26 protein-coding genes and 1 tRNA gene are annotated in these 25,638 nt (G+C 66.3%); 9 read left to right on the top strand and 18 right to left on the bottom strand.

Annotated elements, in window-relative coordinates; all coding sequences use genetic code 11:
• The first annotated feature begins 63 nt into the window (after window positions 1-63).
• A complete protein-coding gene (gene ilvN / locus IEX25_RS11715; protein WP_103172959.1) occupies window positions 64-624 on the top strand; it encodes an acetolactate synthase small subunit in 561 nt (186 codons plus the stop codon).
• 7 nt (window positions 625-631) lie between these two features.
• On the opposite strand, the gene IEX25_RS11710 is transcribed toward ilvN, so the two are convergent.
• Together IEX25_RS11710 and IEX25_RS11705 are read right to left on the bottom strand one after the other, a co-directional pair.
• Window positions 632-982 (bottom strand): hypothetical protein, encoded by a 351-nt coding sequence (locus IEX25_RS11710; protein ID WP_188715231.1) that lies wholly within the window; start codon window positions 980-982, stop codon window positions 632-634.
• Window positions 983-1,276: 294 nt separating this feature from the next.
• Window positions 1,277-2,032, bottom strand: coding sequence for a M48 family metallopeptidase (locus IEX25_RS11705; protein ID WP_188715229.1), 756 nt, complete (start codon window positions 2,030-2,032; stop codon window positions 1,277-1,279).
• 154 nt (window positions 2,033-2,186) lie between these two features.
• Here IEX25_RS11705 and IEX25_RS11700 point away from each other — a divergent pair, with 154 nt between their 5' ends.
• Genes IEX25_RS11700 through IEX25_RS11690 form a run of 3 tightly spaced genes read left to right on the top strand, consistent with a single transcriptional unit; the run spans window position 2,187 to window position 3,762 of the window.
• Entirely contained in the window at window positions 2,187-2,426 is a 240-nt protein-coding gene (locus IEX25_RS11700) for a DUF8831 family protein (RefSeq protein ID WP_103172962.1), read from the top strand.
• 50 nt (window positions 2,427-2,476) lie between these two features.
• Window positions 2,477-3,049 (top strand): nitroreductase family protein, encoded by a 573-nt coding sequence (locus tag IEX25_RS11695; RefSeq protein WP_188715227.1) that lies wholly within the window; start codon window positions 2,477-2,479, stop codon window positions 3,047-3,049.
• On the top strand, window positions 3,046-3,762 hold the full coding sequence (locus IEX25_RS11690) for an EI24 domain-containing protein (RefSeq protein WP_188715225.1): 717 nt from the start codon (window positions 3,046-3,048) through the stop codon (window positions 3,760-3,762). Before IEX25_RS11695 ends, IEX25_RS11690 begins: the two co-directional genes overlap by 4 nt.
• On the opposite strand, the gene IEX25_RS11685 is transcribed toward IEX25_RS11690, so the two are convergent.
• Window positions 3,719-3,988, bottom strand: a complete 270-nt coding sequence (locus IEX25_RS11685; protein WP_103172965.1) for a DUF1467 family protein — start codon at window positions 3,986-3,988, stop codon at window positions 3,719-3,721. The two genes, IEX25_RS11690 and IEX25_RS11685, sit on opposite strands and share 44 nt — an antisense overlap.
• Window positions 3,988-4,392 carry a methylmalonyl-CoA epimerase gene (gene mce / locus IEX25_RS11680; protein ID WP_188715223.1) on the bottom strand — a complete coding sequence of 135 codons (405 nt, stop codon included), beginning with the start codon at window positions 4,390-4,392 and terminating at the stop codon, window positions 3,988-3,990. The genes IEX25_RS11685 and mce overlap by 1 nt, the downstream gene beginning before the upstream one ends.
• 126 nt (window positions 4,393-4,518) lie before the next feature.
• Here mce and IEX25_RS11675 point away from each other — a divergent pair, with 126 nt between their 5' ends.
• Window positions 4,519-5,253: a response regulator gene (locus tag IEX25_RS11675; RefSeq protein WP_370463860.1), complete on the top strand. Its 735-nt coding sequence runs from the start codon at window positions 4,519-4,521 to the stop codon at window positions 5,251-5,253.
• Window positions 5,254-5,358: 105 nt separating this feature from the next.
• On the opposite strand, the gene IEX25_RS11670 is transcribed toward IEX25_RS11675, so the two are convergent.
• The 7 genes from IEX25_RS11670 to IEX25_RS11640 all read right to left on the bottom strand — a co-directional run bounded on the left by IEX25_RS11670 (window position 5,359) and on the right by IEX25_RS11640 (window position 13,082).
• A complete protein-coding gene (locus IEX25_RS11670; protein ID WP_188715221.1) occupies window positions 5,359-6,537 on the bottom strand; it encodes a DUF1501 domain-containing protein in 1,179 nt (392 codons plus the stop codon).
• Window positions 6,538-6,541: 4 nt separating this feature from the next.
• Window positions 6,542-7,891, bottom strand: coding sequence for a DUF1800 domain-containing protein (locus tag IEX25_RS11665; protein ID WP_188715219.1), 1,350 nt, complete (start codon window positions 7,889-7,891; stop codon window positions 6,542-6,544).
• A gap of 69 nt (window positions 7,892-7,960) precedes the next feature.
• Window positions 7,961-9,736 carry an aspartate--tRNA ligase gene (gene aspS / locus IEX25_RS11660; protein WP_188715217.1) on the bottom strand — a complete coding sequence of 592 codons (1,776 nt, stop codon included), beginning with the start codon at window positions 9,734-9,736 and terminating at the stop codon, window positions 7,961-7,963.
• 59 nt (window positions 9,737-9,795) lie between these two features.
• Window positions 9,796-10,458: a CPBP family intramembrane glutamic endopeptidase gene (locus IEX25_RS11655; RefSeq protein ID WP_188715215.1), complete on the bottom strand. Its 663-nt coding sequence runs from the start codon at window positions 10,456-10,458 to the stop codon at window positions 9,796-9,798.
• Entirely contained in the window at window positions 10,431-11,222 is a 792-nt protein-coding gene (locus IEX25_RS11650; protein WP_103172971.1) for a glycoside hydrolase family 25 protein, read from the bottom strand. Before IEX25_RS11650 ends, IEX25_RS11655 begins: the two co-directional genes overlap by 28 nt.
• Window positions 11,223-11,327: 105 nt before the next feature.
• Entirely contained in the window at window positions 11,328-11,657 is a 330-nt protein-coding gene (locus IEX25_RS11645; RefSeq protein WP_188715214.1) for a hypothetical protein, read from the bottom strand.
• 45 nt (window positions 11,658-11,702) lie between these two features.
• A complete protein-coding gene (locus IEX25_RS11640; protein WP_188715212.1) occupies window positions 11,703-13,082 on the bottom strand; it encodes an FAD-binding oxidoreductase in 1,380 nt (459 codons plus the stop codon).
• A 147-nt stretch (window positions 13,083-13,229) separates the two neighbouring features.
• On the opposite strand from IEX25_RS11640, the gene IEX25_RS11635 reads away from it, so the two are divergent.
• The gene (locus tag IEX25_RS11635; protein ID WP_146038639.1) at window positions 13,230-14,123 is read left to right on the top strand and encodes a glycosyltransferase; all 894 of its coding nucleotides are present in this window, start codon (window positions 13,230-13,232) and stop codon (window positions 14,121-14,123) included.
• Complete coding sequence (locus IEX25_RS11630; RefSeq protein WP_188715210.1) at window positions 14,123-14,926, top strand: NAD-dependent epimerase/dehydratase family protein; 804 nt, start codon at window positions 14,123-14,125, stop codon at window positions 14,924-14,926. Before IEX25_RS11635 ends, IEX25_RS11630 begins: the two co-directional genes overlap by 1 nt.
• 71 nt (window positions 14,927-14,997) lie before the next feature.
• Here the strand turns inward: IEX25_RS11630 and cobT are convergent, their stop codons facing one another.
• Window positions 14,998-16,854, bottom strand: coding sequence for a cobaltochelatase subunit CobT (cobT, locus tag IEX25_RS11625; protein ID WP_188715208.1), 1,857 nt, complete (start codon window positions 16,852-16,854; stop codon window positions 14,998-15,000).
• A 153-nt stretch (window positions 16,855-17,007) separates the two neighbouring features.
• Between cobT and IEX25_RS11620 the strand changes: the two genes are divergently transcribed.
• Window positions 17,008-17,589 carry an NADPH-dependent FMN reductase gene (locus tag IEX25_RS11620; RefSeq protein WP_188715206.1) on the top strand — a complete coding sequence of 194 codons (582 nt, stop codon included), beginning with the start codon at window positions 17,008-17,010 and terminating at the stop codon, window positions 17,587-17,589.
• A gap of 70 nt (window positions 17,590-17,659) precedes the next feature.
• Here the strand turns inward: IEX25_RS11620 and IEX25_RS11615 are convergent, their stop codons facing one another.
• The 3 genes from IEX25_RS11615 to IEX25_RS11605 are packed head-to-tail and all read right to left on the bottom strand — an operon-like array spanning window position 17,660 to window position 20,615.
• Complete coding sequence (locus IEX25_RS11615) at window positions 17,660-18,541, bottom strand: hypothetical protein (RefSeq protein WP_188715204.1); 882 nt, start codon at window positions 18,539-18,541, stop codon at window positions 17,660-17,662.
• 23 nt (window positions 18,542-18,564) lie between these two features.
• Window positions 18,565-19,965, bottom strand: coding sequence for a TolC family outer membrane protein (locus tag IEX25_RS11610; RefSeq protein ID WP_188715202.1), 1,401 nt, complete (start codon window positions 19,963-19,965; stop codon window positions 18,565-18,567).
• Window positions 19,962-20,615, bottom strand: coding sequence for a protein-L-isoaspartate O-methyltransferase family protein (locus IEX25_RS11605; protein ID WP_103172979.1), 654 nt, complete (start codon window positions 20,613-20,615; stop codon window positions 19,962-19,964). Before IEX25_RS11605 ends, IEX25_RS11610 begins: the two co-directional genes overlap by 4 nt.
• A gap of 122 nt (window positions 20,616-20,737) precedes the next feature.
• On the opposite strand from IEX25_RS11605, the gene IEX25_RS11600 reads away from it, so the two are divergent.
• Window positions 20,738-20,811, top strand: a tRNA-Cys gene (locus tag IEX25_RS11600).
• 32 nt (window positions 20,812-20,843) lie between these two features.
• On the opposite strand, the gene opgC is transcribed toward IEX25_RS11600, so the two are convergent.
• The 3 genes from opgC to IEX25_RS11585 are packed head-to-tail and all read right to left on the bottom strand — an operon-like array spanning window position 20,844 to window position 25,596.
• Window positions 20,844-21,983 carry an OpgC domain-containing protein gene (gene opgC / locus IEX25_RS11595; protein ID WP_188715200.1) on the bottom strand — a complete coding sequence of 380 codons (1,140 nt, stop codon included), beginning with the start codon at window positions 21,981-21,983 and terminating at the stop codon, window positions 20,844-20,846.
• Entirely contained in the window at window positions 21,980-24,079 is a 2,100-nt protein-coding gene (gene mdoH, locus IEX25_RS11590) for a glucans biosynthesis glucosyltransferase MdoH (RefSeq protein ID WP_103172981.1), read from the bottom strand. The genes opgC and mdoH overlap by 4 nt, the downstream gene beginning before the upstream one ends.
• Window positions 24,076-25,596, bottom strand: a complete 1,521-nt coding sequence (locus IEX25_RS11585) for an OpgD/OpgG family glucan biosynthesis protein (protein ID WP_229665147.1) — start codon at window positions 25,594-25,596, stop codon at window positions 24,076-24,078. Before IEX25_RS11585 ends, mdoH begins: the two co-directional genes overlap by 4 nt.
• Between the last annotated feature and the right edge of the window lie 42 nt (window positions 25,597-25,638).

Genomic DNA, 25,638 nt, shown 5'->3' with positions numbered 1-25,638 from the left:
ATGCGTGGGGGCGGTGCCCCCACACCCCCCGGATATTTCTGCACAGAAGATGAAGGCAGAGCCATGAACGCTTTGAACATCCAGAAGGGCGCGTCGAGCCATTCGGCCTATGACCTGCGCGACCCGAATTCCCAGGTCGAGGAAAGCCATACCCTGGCCGTCCTGGTCGAGAACGAGCCCGGCGTGCTGGCCCGCGTGATCGGGCTGTTTTCCGGGCGCGGCTACAACATCGACAGCCTGACGGTGGCCGAGGTGGACCACACCGGACACCGGTCGCGCATTACCCTTGTGACGCGCGGCACGCCTGCGGTGATCGCCCAGGTCAAGGCGCAGCTGGGCCGGATCGTGCCCGTGCACGAGGTTCACGACCTGACGGTCGAGGGCCCGGCGGTGGAACGGGAACTGGGATTGTTCAAGGTGCGCGGCCAGGGCGAGAAGCGGGTCGAGGCGCTGCGCATCGCGGAAATCTTCCGTGCCAATGTCGTCGATTCGACATTGGAAAGCTTTGTCTTCGAACTGGTCGGAACGCCGACCAAGCTAGATGCATTCGCGGACCTGATGCGGCCGCTTGGGCTTGTCGATCTGGCGCGCACGGGCGTCGCCGCCCTGTCGCGCGGGGTCTGAGGTCAGGTCAGCGGGCGGCTGCGACCCGAAGCTCTGGCTCGGGGATCAGCCGCTCTCTCGGCTCGGACGCCGGGGAAATGGATACAATCCGCAGATGCGATTCGGCCGGGGTGGCCGTGGACTGCAGCATTCCGGGAAGATGCGCGAATTCCTGTTCGGAAAGCAGATCGACCTTGCGGGCATTGCGCAGCGCGCCGACGATCTCGCTTTCCAGTTCGACCAGATCGCCGGGTTGCGGCCACCGGGCGGCATGGACAAGGTTTTCGCGGCCCTGCAGATAAGCAAGGGAAGCATGATCCTCGCACCAGATCACTGCCTTCTCGCGTTCTGCGCTACTCCATACGACTACACCGATCATTCCGACACTCCAAACGCGAGTCAGTGGACAGCGCGTCAACCTGAACCAGTGATTGCACCTTATGTGCATGGTAATAACTACAAAAGCAGAAATCCGCCGGGCGCTTACCTTTTTTTGATAAATGCCCGGCAAGTTTCCGCCTTACAGGTTGTTCGCGTGATATTTATGCAATAACGCGCTGATATCAGGGCTTGTTTTTTGTCCGATTTCTTTAGGGCCAGCATGCATATCATGCAAAATTTAAATATCGGCCGTATTTCCGTGACCTTTTTGCCACTGCTCTCACAGTTTACGTCAACGTACCCGGCCACTTTGCACATCTGCAACCGCTTGGCGCACCTGGGCCAGGCGGGCGGCACGCGACGGATGGGTGCCCAGGACATGATCGCCCGGATCCGGAATGCGTTCGAAGAAACGCGAGCCGTTGATGGGATCGAACCCTGCATTCAGGGTCATGATCGCACCCAGATAGTCGGCTTGCAGTTCCCAGTCGCGGGAATAGTAACGCGACCCGACCGAGGCCCCGATTCGCTGCGCCGCCTCGATGGCATCGGGGTTGTTGCCATAGACCGAGGCGATGCTGCCGAGAATCACCGCCCCCGCCGCAGCCGCGCCCGCCTTGCGGTCCAGGTGGTTGAGGACGTGATGGGCGGCTTCATGCCCCACGACGAATGCGATCTCGTCGCCGTTACGGGTCTGGGCGATCAGTGACAGGGTAAAGCCGATGATCGGACGGCCGGTGGCGTCGATGGTTTGGAAGGCATTGGCTTCCTGGCCCGGCCGGTCGTCCACCACGAACTGGAAGTCGCAATTGATGGGCTGCGTGCGCCTTTGCAGGCATTCGCGTTCGACCGCCGGCTCCATCCGGCGCATCACGGACACGAACATGCGGGCCGCGGATTGCGGCGTTCCGTCATTGGTCAGAACCGGCGCAGGCTGGGCCGCGCCATAGGGCCCGGTAGCAGGCGTCGGCACCTGATCCACGGGCACCGGGGCGCAGGCCGCGATTCCCAGAACCCCCGCACACAGAGCCGCCGTGACCTGCTTCATTCTCCGCCCCTTGCCCGATGCCGCGCCTTGCCTTGGCGCGATCGTTACGCTTCGCTGGCCTGATCCTAGCGGGTCGCGAAAACCCGTGCAAACCCTGCCCGCTTGTCCAGGGCCGCACATCACGCGAATGTCGGCTTGAAACAAGGAGACGACGATGTTCACCATCGAGCATGATTTCGACGCCACGGTCATCACCCTGATCGACGAGGTCGATCCCGATACCGGCCCCTTGAACGAGGATGTGGTGATCCTGTCCTTCGACGACCGCGTCGTGCTGGAACAGATCGGCCCGGACGAGGAGGTGGTGCGCATCACCTTGTCGATGCATCAGCTGACCGAATTGCGGCTGGCGCTGAACCTGCCCGAAGGCAACTATCGAATCGAACGAGGCTAGCTTGCGCCATCCGCCGCTTTGCGAAAGAACGGCCGCAAAAGGAGACTGACATGTCCTATCGCAACGATGCCGCGGTGGATTTCCTGGCGACCCGCCGGTCGCACCCACCCAAGATGCTGCGCGCCCCTGGCCCCGACCGGCCCGAGATCCTGCGCCTTCTGACGCTTGCCGCCCGCACGCCCGATCACGGCAAGCTGGAACCATGGCGCTTCGTCGTGCTGGAACGCGCGGCCCTGGACCGGCTGGCGCCGATCCTGCGGGATCGGGTGCTGGCCACGGGCCTGGATCAGGCGGTGGCGGACAAGGCCGCCTCGGCTTTCGATTCGCCGGTCATCGTGGCGGTGGTTTCGACGCCAGTGGCGAGCGAGAAGGTGCCCGGCTGGGAACAGTTCCTGTCGGCGGGCGCGGTCTGCCTGGGGCTTGTCAATGCGGCGCTCGCCTCGGGCTGGGGGGCGGCCTGGCTGACGGGCCCGGCGGTCCTGGACGAAACCTTCGGGCGCAGCCACCTGGGCCTGTCCGAGGATGAGCGCATCGTGGGCCTGGTACATCTGGGCAGCCGGGGCGAGACCCCGCCCGAACGCCCCCGCCCCGATGTCGCGGCCAAGACGACCTGGCTCGAATGACGGTCTTTCGGGCGCTGATCCTGGCCTGGCTGGATCTGCTGCGGCCCCGCATCCTGCGGCTGGCGCTGATGGGGATCGCGCTGACGATCCTGTTGTTCGTGGCGCTGCAGTCGGCTGTCTTCTGGGCGCTTCGCAGCTTCGTGCCGGGCAACCTGACCCTACCCTGGATCGGGTCATGGGATCTCGGGTCCGCCCTGTCCTGGGGGTCGCTGGCGCTGTTCCCCTTGATGGGGTTCTTCCTGATGGCCCCGGTCGCGGCGGGCTTTGCGGGCCTGTTTGCAGAACGCGTGGCCGAGGTGGTCGAGGAGATGCATTATCCCGCCCGCCAGGGGGCGGGACTGGATTTCATGGACGGGCTGCTGGAATCAATCGCGGTCGTGCTGGCCGTGCTGGGGGTGGCGATCCTGTCGCTGTTCCTGACGCCCTTCCTGGGTCCGCTGGCGCCCTTGCTGCTGTTTGGCGCGAATGGCTGGCTGCTGGGACGGGAATTCTTCCAGATGGCCGCGCGCCGTCACATGGACGAACCGCAGGCCACGGCCCTGCGCAAGGCCAATGCAAGCCGCGTGACGCTTGCCGGGGTGCTGGTCGCGGTGGCCCTGGCGATCCCGTTCGTGAACATCGCGGTGCCGCTGCTGGCGGCAGCGGCCTTCACGCATCTGTTCCACCTGATCAGCGGAACATCCGGTCAAGGTTCGCGATATCCCCGCGGGTGATGAAGCCCCCCAGGATGACAAAGGCGATCGCGGCCCAGATCACCGCGGAAATGGCCGTGGTCCAGATCAGCTTGCGCTTCAGGCGCAGGTCGGCCGGGGCGCCCGCGGGGGTGCCCGGCACGACTTCTCCGGCGTCCTGCTGGCTTTGCTGACCGACCAGGATCACGATGAACAGGGTCAGGAACCACAGGACGGCGTAAAGGACGATTCCCCCGGTGAGGTTCATCAGACTTGCTCCAGTTCGATCAGGCAGCCGTTGAAATCCTTGGGATGCAGGAACAGGACCGGCTTGCCATGGGCGCCGATCTTGGGCTCGCCGTTGCCAAGGACACGCGCGCCCTCGGCCTTCAGCCGGTCGCGGGTGGCCAGGATGTCATCCACCTCGAAGCACATGTGATGGATGCCGCCAGAGGGGTTCTTGTCCAAAAACCCCTTGATCGGGCTGTCGTCGCCCAGGGGATACAGCAGTTCCACCTTGGTGTTGGGCAGTTCGATGAACACCACCGTCACCCCGTGGTCGGGTTCGTCCTGGGGCGCGCCGACCTTGGCCCCCAGCGTGTCGGCATACTGGGCCGAGGCCGCGGCCAGGTCGGGCACCGCAATGGCGACGTGGTTCAGGCGTCCGATCATGACTTCCTCCTGTTTTGGGTGGTTCTAGGGGTTTCGCGACCGGGGTGAAAGGAAAACCCTGCGGCCGTTAACCGCTTCTTAGCGAATCGGCGGCTAACTGGGGCAAGCACAACAGGGGAAACCGGCATGCAGAACGACATCGCCCCCGCCTCGGTCGAGGCATTGCCCATGTGGCGTCTTTCGATGCCCAATCGCCCGCTGGCCGGGCTGACCGTTCTTGTGGTCGAGGATTCGCGCTTCGCAAGCGAGGCTGTGCGCCTTTTGTGCCTGCGATCAGGCGCGCGGATCCGGCGGGCCGATTGCCTGCGGTCCGCCGCCCGGCATCTGCAGACCTATCGCCCCGCGGTGGTGATCGTCGATCTGGGCCTTCCCGATGGCGACGGCGCGGACCTGATCCGGCAGGTGGCCAGCACCGAACCCAGGGTGCCGGTGCTTCTGGGTATCTCGGGCGACCCCGATCTGGCCGATGCGGCCCTGGCGGCGGGCGCGGACGGCTTCCTGCCCAAGCCCATCGAAAGCCTGGCCGTCTTTCAGCAGACCATCCTGGCGGCCATGCCCGCTGAAATGCGGGGCCACGGCCTGCGACTTCTGCCGGACGAGGTGATCCAGCCCGACCCCTCTGGCCTGCGGGACGACCTGGCCCATGTGGCCGAGATCCTGGCCACCGCGCAGGATACGGCAGCGGTCGATTACATCGCCCATTTCCTTGCGGGCATCGCACGGTCGGCGCATGACCCGGTGCTCGAGGCTGCGGCCACGGCCCTGGCGCGCGACCATGATGCGGGACATGCACTGGCCAGCGACCTGGCGCGGATCAGCGGACTGGTGCAGGAACGCCTGGCCCAGGTCGCCAGCATGTGACGAAGCGCCGCCGCCTCGGCAGGGGGCCCATGTCGGGTCCAGCCAGCGCCGGTCAGGCCGGATCCTTGCGGCAAGGCTATGGGTTTACAGCCGTTCCTGCCGCGATCATCCCAGGATGCGGGGATTTTCACCCATGTCGAGACCGGGAAAGACGCTGCGTTCCAGCACATCCCGCGGAATGTCGAACAGATCGCGCATCGCCCAGGCGGCATGGGCGCGGATATCGCGCAAGGGCATCAGGTCGCGCCCGGCATAAAGATCGCCCTCCGCCAGCCCCGGCCAGCCGCCGATCGCCCGGCCGCCGCGGATGTTCCCCCCCGCCACCAGCATCGCCCCGCCGGTGCCGTGATCGGTCCCCCCGGTGCCGTTTTCCCGCACGGTGCGGCCAAATTCCGTCATGGCCAGCACGGTCGTCCGTGACCAGTTCGCCCCAAGATCGGCACGCAGGGTCAGGATCGCGGTGCCAAGCCGCTGCAAGGCGCGGTCGATGACCGGTCCCTGTCGCGCATGACTGTCCCAGCCCGAAATCGAAAAGCTGGCGATCCGCGTTTCCCTGTTCAGGCGATCCGCCGTGAACCGCGCCAGCGCCTGGGCATCGCGGGCAGGCCCCTCGGCGGGCTCGATCCGGGCCAGATCATCGTTGATGATCTCGATCGCCTGTTCGCCGGCCGGTCGGAACAAGGGGTCGTCGTGCCAGACATGGGCCAGCAGCCGCTGGCCCTGCGCGCTCAGCTTGAAGCGGGTCTGGGGCGACCAGCTTTTCGCCGGTGCCGCGCCGTCCAGGATCCGCATGTCCTCAAGGCCCACGGAATAGGCGGTTTCCGATTGCACGCCCGGCATGGTCTGCAACAACCGGTTCAGCCAGCCGTCGCGCTGGCTTCTGGTCTCGACATCGGTGCCGGTCCCCGCCTCCAGCATGTCCTGGCCGTCGAAGTGGCTGCGCTTGTCGCGATAGGGCGTGGACACCGCAGGCGCGAAGGCCAGTTCCCCCGCACGCCACAGCGGCATCAAGGGCGCCAGGGACGGATGCAGCGCGAAAAACCCGTCCAGATCCTGCGCCCCCTTGTCGGGCCCCGCCGACAGCGTCTTGCGCAATTGGCGCAGCTCCGGGTCGCCATAAGGCTGGAACACGTCCAGGCCGTCCATGGCCCCGCGCAGGATGATGACGACCAGCCGGTTCTCGCCCGGCGCGTCGGCGAAGGTCATCGACGACAGCATGGGATGCGCCGCGGCCGAACAGCCGATCAGCGCCGTGGATTTCAGAAACAGACGTCGTGACAGCATCGCGTCATCTCCGGTTGAAATCGGGCGAGGCGAGGATCAGGGCCAATCCCTCGGCCGGGCTTTCCGCGCGCGGCACCGCCCAGCGAAGCGCGTCCGACGCGGTATCCCCAAGCGCCGCCTGCAGGAAGTCGCGCGGATCGGGAAGGTCCGGGCGCAGCTTCGGCAACAGGCGCATGGCCCAGTCGATCCGCCCCGCCAGCCCCTGCGCCGTGGCCCAGGCCAAGGCATCCTCGGGCCAGCCGTCCGGCCCGCGCGGTGAGCCCCATCGTTGTCCCATGATGAACATGCCCGACAGCAACCGGTTCTGAAGCGCCTGCTGGTCCAGCGCCATGACATCCTGGTGCCGAAAGCCGCAGCCCCGCAGCGCCGCCACGACAAAGCCGAAGGGCTGGCGAACCTTCTGGCGAAAGCAGTCGCGCAGCTCCGGCGCCTCGGCCAGGGTCAGGTAAAGCGTGGGCAGATCGCCCTTCGTGCTGCGGAACACCTGCGCCAGCCGCCTGACAAGGCTGTCGGGCGGATTGTCGGACACGAAATGGACGGCAAGCTTGCGCGCCACATGGCGGGCGGTGGCGTCGTGCCTTGCCAGATCCTCGATCACCTGCCGGATGGCGCCCTGCCCCTCGCCCCGCAGATAGGTCTTTCCAAGCACCTGAAAGGGGCCGGGTTCTGCCCAGTTTCCGTTGAAGGTGCTGGCATGGTCGATAGTGGGCCTGAAGGTCAGCCCCGTCAGAAGCAGGGCAAGCTGGCGCACGTCGCGTTGGTGATAGCCCGCGCCGGCACCCAGGCTGTGAAGCTCGATTATCTCTCGCGCAAGGTTTTCGTTGACGCCGCGCCCTCGCTTGCCGGCCTGCGAATTGGGCCCGGCCGAGAGGGTCTGGTCCAGATACATGATCATCCGGGGGTGGGTTTCGGCGGCGAACATCATGTCCGCGAAACCGGACATCAGATGCGGCCGGATCGCCTCGTCCACGAAGGCCGCGGCGGCCGGGGCGTCGAACAGGTTGGCATTCGTTACCGTGAAATGATCTGCCCAGAACTGCACCAGCCTTTCGCCAAAACCCCCTGCGTCGCCGACGGCGCGGGCGATCCTGACCTGGGGCGCGCGCAAGCCGAGGATGCGAACCTCGTCACGCAGGGACTTCAGCTGCGCTTCCTTGTCAGGGGCGTCCGATTGGTTCAGCTCCGCCAGGCGGATACGATAGGGCAGATGATCCCGCGCCAGCGAAAAGGCGTCGCGGTCGGGCGCGGCAGAGGCCACCGCCTCGACCAGGGCCGCGGCATCGGCCGGCGGACGGGTCAGCGGCGACAGTCCATAGCCCAGCCGGATCGCGGCAAGTTCGGGATATGCCGGCATTCGCGCCCCCTTGCAGAACGGGGGCGATCCCCCGCCCCGAACCTAGGGGCGGGTGGCGGCATTGTCAGATCACTCTTTCGGCAGGACGCGCAGGCGCAGGTCGCGCAACTGTTCGTTGGTGGGTTCCGAAGGGGCGCCCATCATCAGGTCCTCGGCCCGCTGGTTCATCGGGAACATGATGACCTGGCGGATGTTCACCTCGTCGGCCAGCAGCATCACGATCCGGTCGATGCCGGCCGCGCAGCCCCCGTGCGGCGGCGCGCCATAGCGGAAGGCCTTGACCATGCCGCCGAAGCGCTTTTCGACCTCGGAGGCCGGATAGCCCGCCAGTTCGAAGGCCTTGAACATGATCTCGGGCTTGTGGTTGCGGATCGCGCCGGAAATCAGTTCATAGCCGTTGCAGGCCAGGTCGTATTGATAGCCCTTCACTTGCAACGGATCGCCGTTCAGCGCGTCCAGCCCACCCTGCGGCATCGAGAACGGGTTGTGGCTGAAGTCGATCCTGCCGTCGTCGGTCTTCTCGTACATCGGGAAATCGACGATCCAGGCGAACTTGAACTGGTTTTCCTGGGTCAGGCCAAGCTCTCGGCCGATTTCGTTGCGGGCGCGGCCCGCGACCGCCTCGAACTGCTCGGGCTTGCCGCCCAGGAAGAAGACGGCATCGCCTTCGCCCAGGCCAAGCTGCTGGCGGATCGCCTCGGTCGGCTCGGCGCCAAGCGCCTTGGCGATGGGGCCCGCGGCCTCGGTCGAGCCATCCTCGGCCTTGCGCCAGAAGATATAGCCCATGCCCGGCAACCCCTCGCGCTGCGCGAAGGCGTTCATGCGGTCGGCGAACTTGCGGCTGCCGCCGGTTGGCGCGGGAATGGCGCGGACCTCGGTGCCTTCCTGTTCCAGCAGCTTGGCGAAGATGCCGAAGCCGGAACCGCGGAAGTGGTCGCTGACCACCTGCATCTCGATCGGGTTGCGCAGGTCGGGCTTGTCGCTGCCGTATTTCAGCAGGGCCTCGGCATAAGGAATGCGCGGCCAGTTGGCATCGACGGGGCGGCCGTTGCCGAATTCTTCGAACAGGCCCTGGATCACGGGCTGGATCGCGGCGAAGACATCCTCCTGGTCCACGAAGGACATTTCCAGGTCAAGCTGGTAGAAGTCCGTCGGGCTGCGGTCGGCGCGCGGATCCTCGTCGCGGAAGCAGGGGGCGATCTGGAAATACTTGTCGAAGCCCGCGACCATGATCAGCTGCTTGAACTGCTGGGGGGCCTGCGGCAGGGCATAGAACTTGCCCGGATGCAGGCGCGAGGGCACCAGGAAGTCGCGCGCCCCTTCGGGCGAGGACGCGGTGATGATCGGGGTCTGGAATTCCGTGAAGCCCTGGTCCCACATGCGGTTGCGGATCGACCGGATCACCTGCGACCGCAGCATGATGTTGTTGTGCAGCGACTCGCGGCGCAGGTCCAGGAAGCGGTATGCCAGCCGCGTTTCCTCGGGGTATTCCTGGTCGCCGAAGACCGGCAGCGGCAGTTCGTCCGAAGGGCCCAGGACCTCCAGGTCGGTCGCATAGACTTCGATCTCGCCGGTGGGCAGCTTGGGGTTGATCAGGGACGCGTCGCGCAGCTTCACGCGGCCGTCGATGCGGATCACGGTTTCGGCCCGCAGCTTGTCCATCGCGGCAAAGGCCGGGCTGTCGCTGTCGGCCAGCACCTGGGTCATGCCGTAATGGTCGCGCAGATCGACGAACAGCACGCCCCCGTGGTCGCGGACCCGATGGACCCAGCCCGACAGGCGGACGGTTTCCCCTGCATGGGCGGCGGTCAGATCGCCGCAGGTATGGCTGCGATAGGCGTGCATGGTCGTTCCCCGAATAATCCGCCCTGCATCAAGCGTGGCGGGGGCGGGAAGTCAACCGGTCAGAACGGCCGCACCACGTTGCCGCTGTAGAAATAGACGCCCATGCCGACCGCGAACAGCACGTTGCCCGCGACCGCGTGCAGCAGCCAGGCCGAGGGGAAGCCGTGGCGCAGATAGGCGCGGGCGAAGAACCAGCCGCCCAGAAAGGTCAGGATCGCCACGATCCAGGACCAGTACATCAGGTGCGCGAATGAAAAGACCGCGGCGTTCAGCGCGATTGCCGCCCGCCCCTTGGGCAGGATGGCGGCGTAGCGATGGAAGAACAGCGGGCGGAAGATCAGTTCCTGCGGCAGCGCCGACAGAAACGGATAGAACAGCCAGATCGCCGCCAGACGCTCGGGCCAGGCGCGGGCCATCGCGAACAACGCGCCGGGTCGGGTCTGCCACAGGATCAGCGCGCCCGCGGCCAGCGTGATCAGCGCGATGCCCGCGATCTCGGCCCAGGGAAGGCGGCGCCAGCCACGCACCAGGGACCGCCATCTGAAGCTTCCGGTCAACCACAACAGGCCCATGCCGACCATGCTGAACACCGCAAGCGCGCGGAACAGCAGATGGGGCGGCATGAACAGCGCAATGGCCAGCGGCGCCCCGATATAGAGCGCCGCGAACTCGACCCACAGCCGCGCGCGCGGCCTTACCGCGTCAGGCGCGTCTGCAACCATCGCACCCAATCCGCGCGGCTGCCCGCAAAGGCGTTGAGGTCGGTATTGCCCCGGATGCCCGGCACGATCCCGGTGCCGGTATATTGCCAGAAGGCCCAACGCTGCCCGGGATAAGGAACGCTGGGATGGTTGGCGACGGAACGCAGCCAGAATTCCGCCCGCATGTCGCCCAGCCGGTTGTCGCGATAGAAATCGACCGTCGTATAGATGATCGGGCGCTGCCCGTAGTGGCGGCCGACGATGTCCATGAAGATGGACGCCTGCTGCTTGACCTCGGCCGGCGAGGGCCGATACGGGCAGGTCCGCGAATTGGTCCATTCAAGGTCGATGACCGGCGGAAGCGAGCCGATCTCTCGCGGGACCTGGCGGATGAACCAGGCGGCCTGTTCCGCCCCGCTGCGGCAGAAGTAATAGTAGTGATAGGCACCGCGCGGGATGCGGGCCTGCGCGGCTTCCCTCCAATAGCGGTGGAAGTTCGGGTCGTAGTGATCGCCCCCTTCGGTCGCCTTGATGAAGGCGAAACTGATTCCCGCGTTGCGGACACGGTTCCAGTCGATGTCGCCCTGCCAGCGGGACACGTCAATGCCATGGACCGCGTGGCCATAGGGGCCGCGACCGCCCCAGTCATGCGGGGCTGAATCGCCCAGTTGCGGATTGGCCCCCGGTCCCGGCGCGGGGCGGTATCCGCCGCGTTCCGGCGTGCGCGAACAAGCGACCGCCAGCACCAACATCAGCCCCATCAATATCTTGGTAAAATACCGCATCCTGCCCCTTCGATCTTGCGATGGGCGTTTGGCACGCCCTTGGGGTCGCTTATCGCAAGATCGTGAGGCAAAGTCACCGGGCCGTGACGGTCACGAGTGCGTCAGTCAGTTCGCCTGCTCGGGGGCATCCTGGGTCGCGGGAGCAACGTCTTCCGTCGCCGGGGCAGCTTCGGTGCCGCGAACCTCTCCTTCCTCGGGTTCCGGCAGGCCTTCGGGCGAAACCAGGGGCGGCGCGGTGCCGTCGGTCCCCTCGGCATTGGTGATCGGCGTGTCGGCAGGGGGCGGGGTCGTGGCTATCCCTTCGTTCTGGTCGTCCATGCCCGGCCGGAACACCAGGAAGGCCAGGAAGGCGGCGATCAGGACAATGGCAAGGGCGGTCAGCGCAGGCACATGGCGACGGGCCGAACGCTGCGGGTTGTTGTCATTATGGGACATGGGGTTTTCTCCGATGGCTTGACAAGGAAACTGCCGAAGGTTGGCCTAGTTCCTGTCGGGCACCAGCTTTCCGGGGTTGAGGATGCCCCGGGGATCCAGCGCCGCCTTGATCTGGCCCATCAGCTGCCAGCCCTCGCCATGCTGGGCCTGCATCAGGCCGCGCTTGCCCAGGCCCACGCCATGTTCGCCGCTGATCGTGCCGCCCACGGCAAGGGCGCGTTCGGCCATGCGGGTGGCGATGCGCTTGGCCGCCGCGACTTCGTCGGCATTGGCGGGATCGACCAGCAGAAGCGAATGGAAATTGCCGTCGCCCACATGGCCCAGGATGGGACCGATCAGGCCTTCGGCGGCGATATCCTCGGCTGCCGCATGGACGGCGGCGGGCAGGTGCGACATCGGCACGCAGACATCCGTGATCAACCCCGAGGCGCCGGGCCGCAAGGCCAGACACGCGTGATAGGCCCCGTGCCGCATCCGCCACAACCGGGCGCGATCCTCGGCCGAAGTGGCCCAGTCGAAGCCCTGGGCACCGAACTCGGCCGCGATCTCGCCAAAGCGGGCGGCGTCCTCGCGCACGGCGCCGGGACTGCCGTGGAATTCGATCATCAGATGCGGCTGTTCCGGCAGGCTGCTGCCCGAATGCAGGTTGAAGGCCCGCGCGCTTGCCGCATCGACGAATTCGATCCGCGCCATGGGAATGCCCGACTGGATCGTGGCGCTGACGCATTCCACCGCATGATCCAGGCTATCGAAGGCGCAGACTGCGGCGGCCACCTCCTCGGGCTGGCCGTGCAGGCGCAGGGTCAGTTCGGTGATGACGCCCAGCGTCCCTTCAGATCCGACGAACAGCCCGGTCAGATCGTAACCCGCGCTGGATTTCGCCGCCCGCGTGCCGGTGCGGATGATGCGCCCGTCGGCCAGCACCACCTGCAAGGCCAGCACGTTGTCGCGCATCGTGCCGTATCGCACGGCCGTCGTCCCGCTTGCCCGCGTCGCGGCCATCCCGCCCAGGCTGGCATTGGCGCCGGGATCGACCGGAAAGAACAACCCCGTTGCGCGCAGTTCCGTGTTCAGCGCCTCTCGGGTGACGCCCGGCTGGACGCTGGCCTGCATGTCCTCGGCCCGGACCTCGACCACCTTGTCCATGCGCGACAGGTCCAGGCTGATGCCCCCGCCCACCGGCAAGGCATGCCCTTCCAGCGAGGTGCCGGTCCCCCAGGCCACCACCGGGACGCCCGCCTCGTTGCAGGCGGACAGGATCGCCGACACTTCCTCGGCGCTGTCGGGCCAGGCCACGGCATCGGGTGGCGGCGAACGGTGAAAGCTTTCGGATTGCGCGTGATGGTCACGGTCTGCCGCCGTCTCGGACAGACGTGTTCCCAAGATGCCACGCAGACGGTCGGAAAGGGGGTTGGGCAGGCTCATGGTCATTTCCCTGGTTGATGCGGGCAGGTTAGCCTTGCGGTTGAACCATGGCAAAGGCCGCCGCGTTCAGTCATCAACGGTTTACAAAACTGCAATAACGTCGCACCAACCCGCTGTCAGACTTGTTTGCACCGCCCAGGATAGCCGATGGACACCACCCGGATCTCGCCGCTGTATCGGACAGCCTTGCGCGACAGCGATCACAGCCTGCCCGAAGGCCTGCGGCCCGAAACGGCGGCCCGGACCGACCATGCCTATGTCACGCTGGTCACCAATCCCGACTATCTGCCGGGGGCCGAGGCGCTGCTGCGGTCGCTGAAACTGACGGGAACGCGCGCGGATCTGGTGGTGATGCATCGCGGCCTTGGCCCCGCCCATCTGGCCCGGCTGCGCGCCCATGGCGCCCGGCTGATCGCCGCCGACCTTCTGCCCACGTCCGAGGCTTTCGACCGCGCCCATGCACGCGATGCCCTGCACGCCCGCGCGGCCTTCACCCAGGGCGGCAAGCCCGATTTCCACACGCCGCTGGACAACTTCGTCAAGCTGCGGCTGTGGCAGCTTGACTACGACCGCTGCGTCTTCATCGACGCCGACGCCGTGGTGCTGCGCCCGGTGGAAAAGCTGTTCGATTTGCCCGAATTCTGCGCGGCGCCCAATGTCTATGACGGCCTGGACGGGTTCCACCGGATGAACTCGGGCGTCTTCACGGCGCGCCCCGACATCCGCACCTTCAACGCGATGATGGCGCATCTGGACCGGCCCGGCGTCTTCTGGCGCCGCACCGACCAGACCTTCCTGCAGGATTACTTCCCCGACTGGCACGGACTGTCGATCCACCACAACATGCTGCAATATGTCTGGATGAACATGCCGGAATTGTGGAGCTGGGAAGACATCCGCATCCTGCATTTCCAATATGAAAAACCCTGGCAGGACCATGACAAGGCCCATCTGCTGCGCCCCCTGATCGACCTGTGGCGCGCCATCGCGGAAGGTCAGCCCGTTCCCGATCTGGCCGCCCAGGTCCGCCCGGCCGCCTGATGCGCATCGCGCTGACCGGCGCATCGGGCATCGTCGGCGGCTTCGTGCTGCAGGCGGCGCAGGCGGCGGGCCACCAGGTCACGCGGCTGGACCGCAGCACCGGCTTCCAGTTGGGCGATGCCCCCGACCTGTCGGGGCAGGACGCCCTGGTCCATTGCGCCTTCGCCCATGCCCCAGGCCGCTATCGCGGGGGCGAGGGGAACGACCCCGACAGCTTCCTGCGCCTGAACGGCGACGGCACCCGCCACCTGTTCGACGCGGCGGTCCGCGACAGGGTGGGCCGCATCGTCTTTCTGTCCTCGCGCGCGGTCCATGACGGCCATCCCCCGGGCGCCTCGCTGCCCGACGACCTGCCCGCCCGGCCAGTTAACCTTTACGGCCAGGTCAAGGCGGAGGCCGAGGCTTACCTGACCACCCTTCCCGTGCCAGCAACCGCGATCCGGGCCACCGGCGTTTATGGACATCCTGGCAAATGGCGCGACCTGTTCGGCGATTTCCTGAACGGCCGCCCCATCCCGCCCCGCATCGCGACCGAGGTTCACGGAGAAGACCTGGCGCAGGCGATCCTGCTTCTGCTGGACAGGGACGACCCGCCCGAACAGGTCAATTGCAGCGACTTGATCCTGGACCGACATGATCTGCTGGCCGAGGTGCAGGCGCTGACCGGCTGCCCGCACCCCCTGCCCGACCGGGCGGATCCGGCGCCCTTGCGGGTCCAGACCTGCGACCGCCTTCATGCGCTTGGCTGGAAGCCAGGTGGCCTTGCAAGACTGCGCGCCACCCTGCCCCATCTTCTGTGCTGAAATATCCTCGGGGGTAGGACGCCGCAGGCGTCCGCAGGGGGTTGAAGACCCCCTGCCACCGCGGGACGCAATCAGGCGCGCCGTGCCAAGGCCCGCGCCCGCTTGCGCGGATCGGCATCGAACAGCGCGGCAAGCTGTTCGGTGATCGCCCCGGCCAACTGGTCGGCATCGGTGATCGTCACCGCGCGTTCATAATACCGCGTCACGTCATGGCCGATGCCGATCGCCAGCAGTTCGACCATCCGCTTCTTTTCCACCATGGCGATCACGTCGCGCAGGTGCTTTTCCAGGTAATTCGCCGGATTGACCGACAGAGTCGAATCATCGACCGGGGCACCGTCGGAAATCACCATCAGGATCTTGCGCGCCTCGGTCCGCCGGACCAGCCGCTTATGCGCCCATTCCAGCGCCTCGCCGTCGATGTTTTCCTTCAGCAACCCTTCCTTCATCATCAGCCCAAGGTTCGGCCGCACCCGCCGCCAGGGCGCATCGGCGGGCTTGTAGATGATGTGGCGCAGGTCGTTCAGCCGCCCCGGCTGCGCAGGGCGGCCCGCCTGCAGCCAGGCCTCGCGCGATTGGCCGCCCTTCCAGGCGCGGGTCGTGAAGCCCAGGATCTCCACCTTGACGCTGCAGCGTTCCAAGGTGCGGGCCAGCACGTCGGCGCAGATCGCCGCAATGCTGATCGGACGGCCCCGCATCGACCCCGAATTGTCGATCAGCAGCGTCACCACCGTGTCGCGGAACTCGGTGTCCTTTTCCACCTTGAAGGACAGGGGCGTCGTCGGATTCGCCACCACGCGCGCCAGGCGGCCGGCGTCCAGCACGCCTTCCTCCTTGTCGAATTCCCAGCTGCGGTTCTGCTGGGCCTGCAACCGGCGCTGCAACTTGTTGGCCAGCCGCGACACCGCGCCGCGCAGGGGTTCAAGCTGCTTGTCCAGATAGGCGCGCAGGCGTTCCAGTTCGGCCGGATCGGCCAGATCCTCGGCCCGGATTTCCTCGTCCCATTGCTGGGCGAACACCTTGTAATCCGCGCTGGCTTCGCTGACCGGCGGCGGCAGGTCAGGCGGCGTTTCCGATTCCGGCATCTCGGCCTCGTCGGTCAGCTGCTCGTCGGACTGATCGTCCATGCTGACCTGGGCCTGCCGTTCGTCCTGCTGCTGTTCCTGCGAACGCTCGGGCGAAGCCTCGGCATCCTCGCTGTCGTCCTGGTCGCGCGACTGGTTGTCGCCGGCTTCCTCGTCCTGTTCGGCGTTTTCGTCGGCGTCGTCCTCGTCCGGCTGGTCGGGATCGTCGCCAAGCTGGTCGCCATAGCCCAGGTCGCTGATCACCTGCCGCGACAGACGCGAGAACGCCGCCTGGTCGGCCAGAACCTCGTTCACATGGGACAGTGACCCGCCCGCCTGCTGTTCCACGAAGGGGCGCCACAGATCCGCCACATGCTGGGCCCCGGACGGCAGCGCCCGGCCGGTCGCCGCCTGTCGGACGATGTATCCGGCAGCCACCGCCAAGGGCGCATCGGCAGGCGCCTTGATCTGGCCATAGCCCTTCTTGTCGGCATCCGCGCCGATGCGGGCGTCGATGTTGGACAAGGCACCCGGCATGTCGCGCGCCCCAAGCGCCTCGCAACGCGCGGTTTCCATGGCCTCGTAAAGCTCTCGGGCCATGGGACCGGCGGGGGCGAAGCGGGCATGGGTCGCCGCGTCGTGATGGCGCAGGCGCATCGCCAGGGCATCGGCCGTGCCGCGCGCCTGCAGGACCTCGTCCCGGCCCATGCGGCGGCTGACCTGCGGCAGGCGCATGGTGTCGCCCGCCACGCCAGATGGATCGGCGCTGAAGGTCACGTTCAACTCTCGGTCGCTGGCCAGGGCGCGAGTCGCTTCGGTCAGGGCCTTCTTGAAGGGATCGGCGGGGTTGTCGGACTTTTTCATGGCAATTTATAGACCACCGCCACGCGCCCCAGGCAAGGGCGCATGTGCAGGAATGCGGCACGGCCTGTGCGCCGCCGCCTGCGAAAAAGCTGAACCGCGCCTGCAAACAGGCGTTAGGCTGTCCGGGCCATTCCACATGAAAGGACATCTTCCATGAGCAAACCCCGCATCGGCGTCATCATCAGTTCCACCCGCGACAGCCGTTTCGCCGACAAGCCTGCGCAGTGGCTGATGGACAAGGTCAAGGATCATCCCGACCTGGAATTCGACCTGATCGACCTGCGGGACCAGAACCTGCCCTTCTTCAACGAAGCCGCGTCGAACCTGTGGATGCCCTCCAGCGACCCGAATGCAGTCGCCTGGCAGGAAAAGCTGGCAGGGTTCGACGGCTTTGTCTTTGTCGTGGCGGAATACAACCGGTCCATCACCGGGGCGCTGAAGAACGCCCTGGATCAGGCCTACAAGGAATGGAACCGCAAGCCCTTCAGTGCCCTGGCCTATGGCAGCATGGGTGGCGCGCGCGCCCTGGAACATCTGCGCCTGATCGGGATCGAGCTTCAGATGGTGCCCCTGCGCAACGCCGTCCATATCGGCGCAGGCGACTTCTTCAAGGTGTCGCCCCTGGGATCGGACGCCCCGATGAGCGAGATCGAGGGCAATCTGGAAGGCTCGCTGAACGCGATGCTGGACGAATTGTCCTGGTGGGCCAAGACCCTGCAAACGGCGCGGGGCTGAAACATCGCGGGCAGCATCCGCGGGGATGCTGCCCGTATATGGTTGGAAGTATCCGGTCAGAGCGACGGGGTCAGAACCGGTCCAGATGGGCGTCGATGGCGGCGGCGATCTCGCGGCGGATCACGGCGCGCAGATTGGCCGAGAATCGCTGCCCAAGCTCTCCGTTCAGTTCCTCTTGCACCATCTCGCGCAGCAGTTCGCGGATGCTCTGTTCCTCGTCGTTCAGATCGGCCTCGGCCCTCATTTCGGCATCGAAAGCCTCGGCCTCGGCTGCCAGTTGGGCGACAGGATCGACGGCCACAGCCTGCAGGGGCAAAGCCCAGCCGGACAGACGTTGTTCGACGGGCTTCGCTTCGGTCATCTTGACCGGGGCAGGCTCATCAAGCTCGGGGCGCATCCGCGCCTTCCAGTCGAAGGCCTCGGCGAAGTGGTCGCCATCGTCTGTCAGATCCTCGACCGCCTGCTGGAAGCTGGTCGGCATGGCCGGACGCGCCGGAACGGGTTCGGGTTCCACCTGCAGCGCGGCATCGCGCGTGTCGGGGCGCAACCAGGACCGCCAGCCAGAGGCCTTGGGCGCCTCGGGTTCCTCGACCCGCCGCTCGGCCTCCAGCCGCAGGGGCGACGTGTTCGCCACCGGCGCGGCGTCGGGCCTGGCCCTCAGGATGAATTGGGGGATGGCGGGGGCTTCGGCATGTTCCGGTTCGACAGGGGCCGGGGCGGGACGGGCGACCGATTCGACCATCTGCCGCGCCAGTGCCGCATTGCCGCCATAGCGGCGGGCCAGGAATTCACCCGCATCGTCGCGAACCACGTCGCCCCGCCCGGACCGGATATTGTCGCGCGCCGAACTGAGCGCGTCGTCATCGGCGATCATGCGCCGGATGGCTGTCAGGACATCGCCGATGTCTTCCGACAGGCGGGCGGCGTTCTGGGAAAAGCGGGGGTCAGCCATGGTACCCCCCGCCGTTCAGATCATCAGTCGCGCCCGATTGCGCGCAGCACGCGGTCGAGGCTTTCGCCCTGCTTGCTGGTATAAGGCGCGTCGCGCACGGCGTTGTAATACTGCGAAGGGTCATATGTCGGAATCCCCAGGTTCAGGTGTTCTACCGTAAGACGACCCATAGCAGCCAGAAGTTGATAATGTGCTAACTGGAGATTGGCTTCCGCAGTGATCCTGTCGGCCCGCGCCTCGAGCAGCGCCTGTTCGGCATCCAGCACGTCAAGGGTGGTGCGGGCGCCAAGCGCCGCTTCCTCGCGGACCCCGTTATAGGCCTGCTGTGCCGCCGCGATCTGTTCGTCGATGGCACCGATCTGCGCGCGGGCGACCGAGATGTTGGCCCAGGTGACGCCGACAAGCTCGCTGATCTGGCGGGACACGTTCAGCAGGCTTGCCCGCGCCTGGTCGCGAACCGCCATGGCGCGACGATGGGCGGCGGGCAGGCGTCCCCCCGAATAGATGGTCTGGTTCAGTTCCAGGCCCACCGAGGCGCTGTTGCGGTTGTCGTAGGCCCCGTTCAACTGCGCCTGGGGGCTGCGGGTGATCCCTGCACCGATGTTTCCCGACAAGGACGGATTGCGTTCGGCCGCGGCCTGGGCGACGCCCAGTTCGGCCACCGCGGCCTGACGTTGCGCCTGTGCGATCAGCGGGTGATTGCGCTGACCGATCGCACGCGCCTCGTCCACCGAGGCAGGCAGGTTCGGCAGCGGAGGGGGTGGGTCGAGTTCGCCCGGAAAGCGCCCCGTCACCGCCAGATAGCGTTCGCGCGCGACTTCCAGATCCCCCTGCGCGGCGGCAAGCCCAGCCTGGGTTTGCGCCAACTGGGCATCCGCTTGCGCCACATCCGTCACGGTGATCTCGCCCACGTCGAATCGGTCCTGCGCCGCCTGGCGTTCGCTGGACAGCACCTCGACCGAGTTCTGTTGCAGCGCGACCCGCAAGGTCGCCTCCTGAATGTCGAAATAGGCGCTTGTGGCGTCCAGAAGGACGTCCTGTTCGACCGAGACAAGCCCCTGGCGCACGGCCAGAACCTGCTCCTTGGCTGCATCGATCGCCAACTGGGATCGTCCCCAGTCGTAAAGAAGAATCTGGGCGCCGATCTGCAGGGTGGTGTTTCGCGCCGTGACGTAATCGGTCGTGCCTTCGCTGCGGCTGATCGTATGGCTGGCGGTCCATTGGACGATCGGGCGCAGGGCGGCGATGGCTGCGGCCACGTCTTCGTCGGCGGCACGCAGCACGGCGCGGTTCTGTTCGATCAGGGCGGAATGACGATAGGCCGCTACCATCGTGTCGGCCAGGGATTCGGCCTTCGCCCCCTGGGCGCCAAGGGCGATCAGGGCTGCGAATGCAACCCCGGAAAGGACGCCGCGCCCCCTCACAGCGAAAAACTCCGGGCACGCAGGAAGCCAGGCAGCAATGGCGCCCCTGCGTTGAAGCCATAGCGCCAGACGATCCGGCCCCCGAGGCAATGGCCGATGCGGGCGACGCCAAGCGCCCCTTCCAGGAACAGCGCGGCAATCCGCCCGCCTTCCTTCAGTTGCGACAGGATCGCCTCGGGCACATCCTCGACGCCGCCATTGATGAGAATCGCGTCATAGGGGGCCTGCCTGGGCGCCCCTTCGGCCAGGGGGGCATTCAGGACGGCCACGTTGAAGACGCCCGCCTCGTTCAGGCGGCGTTCGGCCTCGGCGGCCATCTCGGCGCTTTCCTCGATGGCGACCACGGTCTGCACCAGGCGCGCCAGCACGGCCGAGGAATAGCCATAGCCGCAACCCAGATCCATGACCATGTCGCCGGGCTGCAGATCCAGCATGTCGATCATCTTGCCCAGAGTTCGCGGCTCCAGCAGCACCCGGCCGCCGCCCAGATCCAGGTTCTCGCCCGAATAGGCGACGGCCCGGCGCGAAGGGGGCACGAAATCTTCCATCGGGACCGACAGCATGGCTTCGATCACGGGGAATTTGGTGACGTCGTTGGGGCGAACCTGCGTGTCCACCATCATGGTGCGCCGCGCGGCGAAATCGCTCATCTTTGGGAACCTCTGCGAGCCGTTTCACGCTTATTGCCACGATTTCGGACCTCTCGCAACGCTGCACGTTCCCCGCTTGCAAGCGGTGCGCCGATCATTTATGCGATGCGAACCTCGACGGCGGCGGGTTGGCGGAGAGGTTACGCAGCGGATTGCAAATCCGTGAAGACCGGTTCGATTCCGGTACCCGCCTCCAAGGTTCCCCAGACTTGCCGGAAATGCCTTCGGTCAGCCTTTCGCCTGACGGCGCAGGCGCAGGCGCACGGAAAGCTGCCATGGCGTGCCATAGGTCAGCCACAGCGCGGAAACCCACCACAGCGCCACCATCGCCCAGACATCGACGGCCATCCGGCGCAGGATCCCTTGGTCAGCGGGGTTCATCTGGAAGGCGTCGCCCAGGACCGACAGCAGCACGCAGGCGAGGAAGGAAAACAGCCCGCCCCGGCCGATCTGTTGCAAGGCCACGCCCAGGCGGCTGGCGGCCATGCGTTCCATGATGCCGGCCAGGGGAACGGCGACCAGCCAGCTTGCGCCCATGATCGCCATGTAGCGGGTGCCGTCCAGGTCCCACTTGCCGATCTCGCCCCCATAGATCAGGCGCAGCGCGTCGCGGAAGGCCAGCGCGGGTTCGCCGATCTTGGCGCCGATGATGATCGCGGTGCCGAACAGGAACATGCCCGTGGACAGGACCGTCAGCAGTTTCCGGTGTTCCATCAGCACCGGCATCGCCTGCTTGCGGAACAGGCCCATCGCGATGCCCGAAAAGAACAGCATCTGCCAGCCGAAGGGGTTGAACAGCAACCCGCCAAGCCGGTGGTTGGGCACAAAGGCGTTCAGCACCGGGGCAAAGCACCACAGCGAAAACGAGGCCGCCGCAAAGCCCAGCGGATAGCGCAGCAACAGCGGCACCACAAAGGGAACCGAGGCCAGCAGGATCACATAGACGGCCAGCACATCGAGCAGGTTCGGCTGCAACCACATCGTCGCCAGCACGCCGAAGAAGCCGATCGGGTTTTCGATCACCCAGACCGCATATTGGTGCCAGATCGCCGTGTGGTCCATGTCCAGCGCCAGCAGCCCGGCCGAGACCAGCGCCATCAGCATCCCGCCGAATACCAGGGCGCGCCAGACCTCGAAGGCGCGGCGGGCGAAACGCCATTGCGCCGCGCGGCGGCCCTGCTTTGTCTCGACCGACTGCCAGACCATGCCGACCAGGAAGCCCGACAGCAGCACGAACAATTCCGCCGCGTCGAAGATCGAGAAATTCGCCAGCGTAAAGGACCGCAGTTCGGAAACCGGCATGTGGTCCAGCATGATGCAGACCAGCGCGTAGCCGCGCAGCATATCCAACGCGATAAGACGCTTCATGAGGGAAGGACGCTCCATTGCCGCAGCAGGGCGGGGTCGGACACCAGCGCGTCGGTTTCGTCGCGGGTCAGGTAATCCAGCGCCTGTGTCCTGCTGCCTGCATGGGTGATCTTGGCGCCCGCAGTGATGCGGTGCAGGCGCTTGTCTTCCGGCAATGCAGGGTCATCGGGCAACAGCGCGATGTGGCGGTCGATCCGGTCGGGCTGTCCGCCGAAGCGCAACAGATCCGTCGCGCCCTTCAGGGGGCGGGGCATGGACCGGACCACGGCGCTGGCATCGGACAGGATCGCGGGCGGGTCGCGTTCCTCGGGGGTGACCAGCAGCCCGCGCATCCGCGCCCAGCGACCGAAGACCGGGCTTGCCGAATAGCGCGAGGTCACGGGCGACAGGATCAGCCCGGCCAGGATCGGCGACAGCCAGATCAGCTGCGCGGGCGAGAACTGCGCCAGCACGATCAGCGTGCCGATGCCCAGCAGCACATGCCCCCAGTGCCGCGAAATGACGACGTTCCAGTCGGGCATCGACCCGGCACGCACCTGGGCGTTCCAGCCGCTGTCGCGACCGCGCAGGATTTCATAGATCTGGCGGGTCTGGATCAACATCTGCACGGGGGCGATCAGGGCCGACAGCAGGATCTCGAACAGGGAACTGGCGAAGATCCGCACCGGGCCGCCGGAATTGCGCGCCAGGGGCCGCAGCCAGGCGCGGAAGGTCGCGATCAGCTTGGGCAGCAGCAGAAGCGCCATGGACACCACGAACAGCCACAGCATCCGGCGGGAGTCGAAGACCGGCCAGTCGGGGAACAGCTGATAGGCGTTCGGGAAATATTCCGGCGTGGACAGCAGCACCGTGGCCGACAGGACCAGCCCGACCAGGATCAGGGCCAGCCACAGCGGGCTCATCAGGAAGCCCAGGATGCCGATGGTGAAATGCGCAAGCGTCACGGCCCGCGCGCCACGCATGCCGAACAGGCGGGAATGCTGCAGGTTGCCCTGCGCCCAGCGTCGTTCGCGCACGGCCATGTCCAGAAGCGTCGGCGGGCAGCCCTCGAAGCTGCCGCGCAGGTCATGGTCAAGGCGGACCTTCCAGCCGGCGCGGCACAGCGCCGCCGCCTCGACGAAGTCGTGCGACAGGATGGTCCCGCCAAAGGGCGGCCTGCCGGGCAAGCGCGGCAACCCGCAAGACCGCGCAAAGGCAGGCAGGCGGATGATGGCGTTGTGGCCCCAGAAATTGCCGGTATCGCCCGACCAGGCCGACACCCCGCGCGCGATCATCGGGCCATAGACGCGACCCGCGAATTGCGTCAGGCGGGCGAAGATCGTCTCGCCCCCGACCAGGATCGGCATGGTCTGGATCAGCGCCAGCCGGGGATCGGCGTTCATCCGCGCGGACAATTCGCGAATGGTGGCGCCGGTCATGATGCTGTCGGCGTCCAGGACGACCATCTGGTCGTAGCGCCCGCCCCAGCGACGGATGAAGTCACCGATGTTGCCGGTCTTGCGGTCCTCGTTGGTGATGCGGCGGCGATACCAGATGGGCAGGGGCGACATCTTGCGCGCCGCGTCGATCACCATCGTCTCGTTCACGGCGATCACCGGGTCGCGGCTGTCGGACAGCACGAAGATCTCGGCCCGATGGGCCATGCCCTCGCGTTCCAGTTCCCGGGCAAGCGCGGTCAGCAGGCCAATGCTTTTCTGCGCATCCTCGTGATAGATGGGCATGACGACGGCCAGGCGCGCGTCGTTCGGTCCCTGCGGCGTCGTCAGGCGAGGTGCGAACAGCCCGGCCAACACGTTGCAGAACGAAAACCCGACCCAGGCGAAGGTCGGCACGAACAGCACCAGCAGCGCCCATTGCATCGGCGTCGGGCTGTCGCCGAAGGTCCGCAGCATCTGCTGGAACCCGATGATGGCGATGGCCGCCGTGCCGCCGAACGCCACCAGCCGCGCCATCCAGACGCGCCAGCCGTTGCGCAGGCGCGGAAAGGCCAGTTCGGGCCGCGTGCGGAAATCCTGCACCGGCATGGCCAGTGGCGATTCGGGCGGGGTCGCGGGCATCTGTGCCAGATCTGCGGTACGCGGTTCGGCCAGGCTCATGCGGTCCAGCGTGCAAGCCAGGTTTCGCTTTGCGCCACGCCCTCCGGGCTGACCAGCACGGCCTGAAGGTCAGCCAGCGTGGCGTTGCCCGGTTCGAATTCGAAGGCAAGGCGCAGCACCCCCTGATCCACAAGGGGCTTGAGATAGGCATGAACGATGGTCCCGGCCGAGGTCGTGACCTTGGATTCCGGCATGGCGTCCGAAAACAGCGACAGGTCGAAATCGACGATCACGCTGCGCGTGGCCTGCGAATTGATCGAACGACCGCTGCGGACCTGTCGCACCTTTGCCAGGGGAAGGTCGTTGGCAGGCAGCGGCGCGAAGATCAGCCGATACTGGAATTCATGGCGCTTGTCCTTCGTCAGCGGTTCCTTGGGCACCCAATAGCTGACGATGTTGTCGTTGAACTCGTTCTCGACGGGGATTTCGACAAGGCGCACCTCGCCCTCGCCCCAGTTGCCCTCGGGCTCGATCCAGGCCGAGGGGCGCAGGTGATACAGCGCCTCGGCGTCCTGATAATCGTCGAAGTCGCGGCTGCGCTGGACAAGGCCGAAGCCGCGCGGATTGTTGTCCACGAAGGACGAGATCTGCAGGGTCTTGTGCGCGCCAAGCGTGCGCCACAGCGCCTGGCCCGCGCCGGTATGCATCTGCAGGCCGTCGCTGTCATGGACGGCGGGGCGATAGTCGTCCACCTCGCGGCGGCTGGCCGGTCCGAACCAGAACATCGAGGTCAGGGGCGCCAGCCCGGTGTTCTGAAGATCGACACGCGGGAACAGCGCCACGCGCGTGCGCACCATTGTCATGGCGCCAGGATTGACGTCGAACTGAAAGGCGCCTGCCACCGACTTGCTGTCCAGCAGCGCATGGATGCGCACCCAGCCCGATCCTTCCGCCGGTTCCTGGATCCAGAAATCCGTGAACAGCGGGAATTCCTCGCCATCGGGGCTGCCGGTCTTGATCGCCAGCCCGCGCGCCGACAGGCCATAGATCGTGCCGCGCGCCACGGCGCGGAAATAGGTGGCGCCCTGGAAGACCAGGAACTCGTCCATCACCCCGGGCCGGTTCAGGATCGTGCGCAGCCGGAAACCCGACCAACCCATGTTCCCTTTGGTTTGCAGATCCGCGCCGTCGGGAAATTGCGACGGGTCGAATTCCAGCATCGCCGGGTCGAATTCCAGGCGATGCGGCACGCCGTCGCGGACGATGCTGATGTTCACCGGCTCATAGAAGATCGCGCCGGGCGGAAGCAGGTCCATCCCGAACATGGGATTGCCCGCGAAGGGATCATGGTCGCGGCGGAACCGGATGCCGCGATACTGGTCATAGGTCAGGTTGGCGAAGCTGCCCACCTGTTCGGCCACCGGCTGTTCATAGACGCGTGTGGCGCGTTCCGCAGCCAGGGATGCGACCTCCTCGAACCCGAATGTCGTCGTGGGGGCGGGCGGAGGAGTGTTTACCTCATCCTCGGCTGGTGCCGCCCCGTCCGGTGCTGTCTGCGCCTGCGCAGGAACGGCCATGAACGACCCTCCTGCGGCCAAGGCTGTGGCTGCGTTGAGAAA

Source organism: Paracoccus acridae (assembly GCF_014642735.1).
In the GTDB taxonomy this organism is placed as follows: Bacteria; Pseudomonadota; Alphaproteobacteria; order Rhodobacterales; family Rhodobacteraceae; genus Paracoccus; species Paracoccus acridae.
Note: the sequence above shows the minus strand (reverse complement) of the source record. Positions and strands in the feature narration are given on the sequence as shown.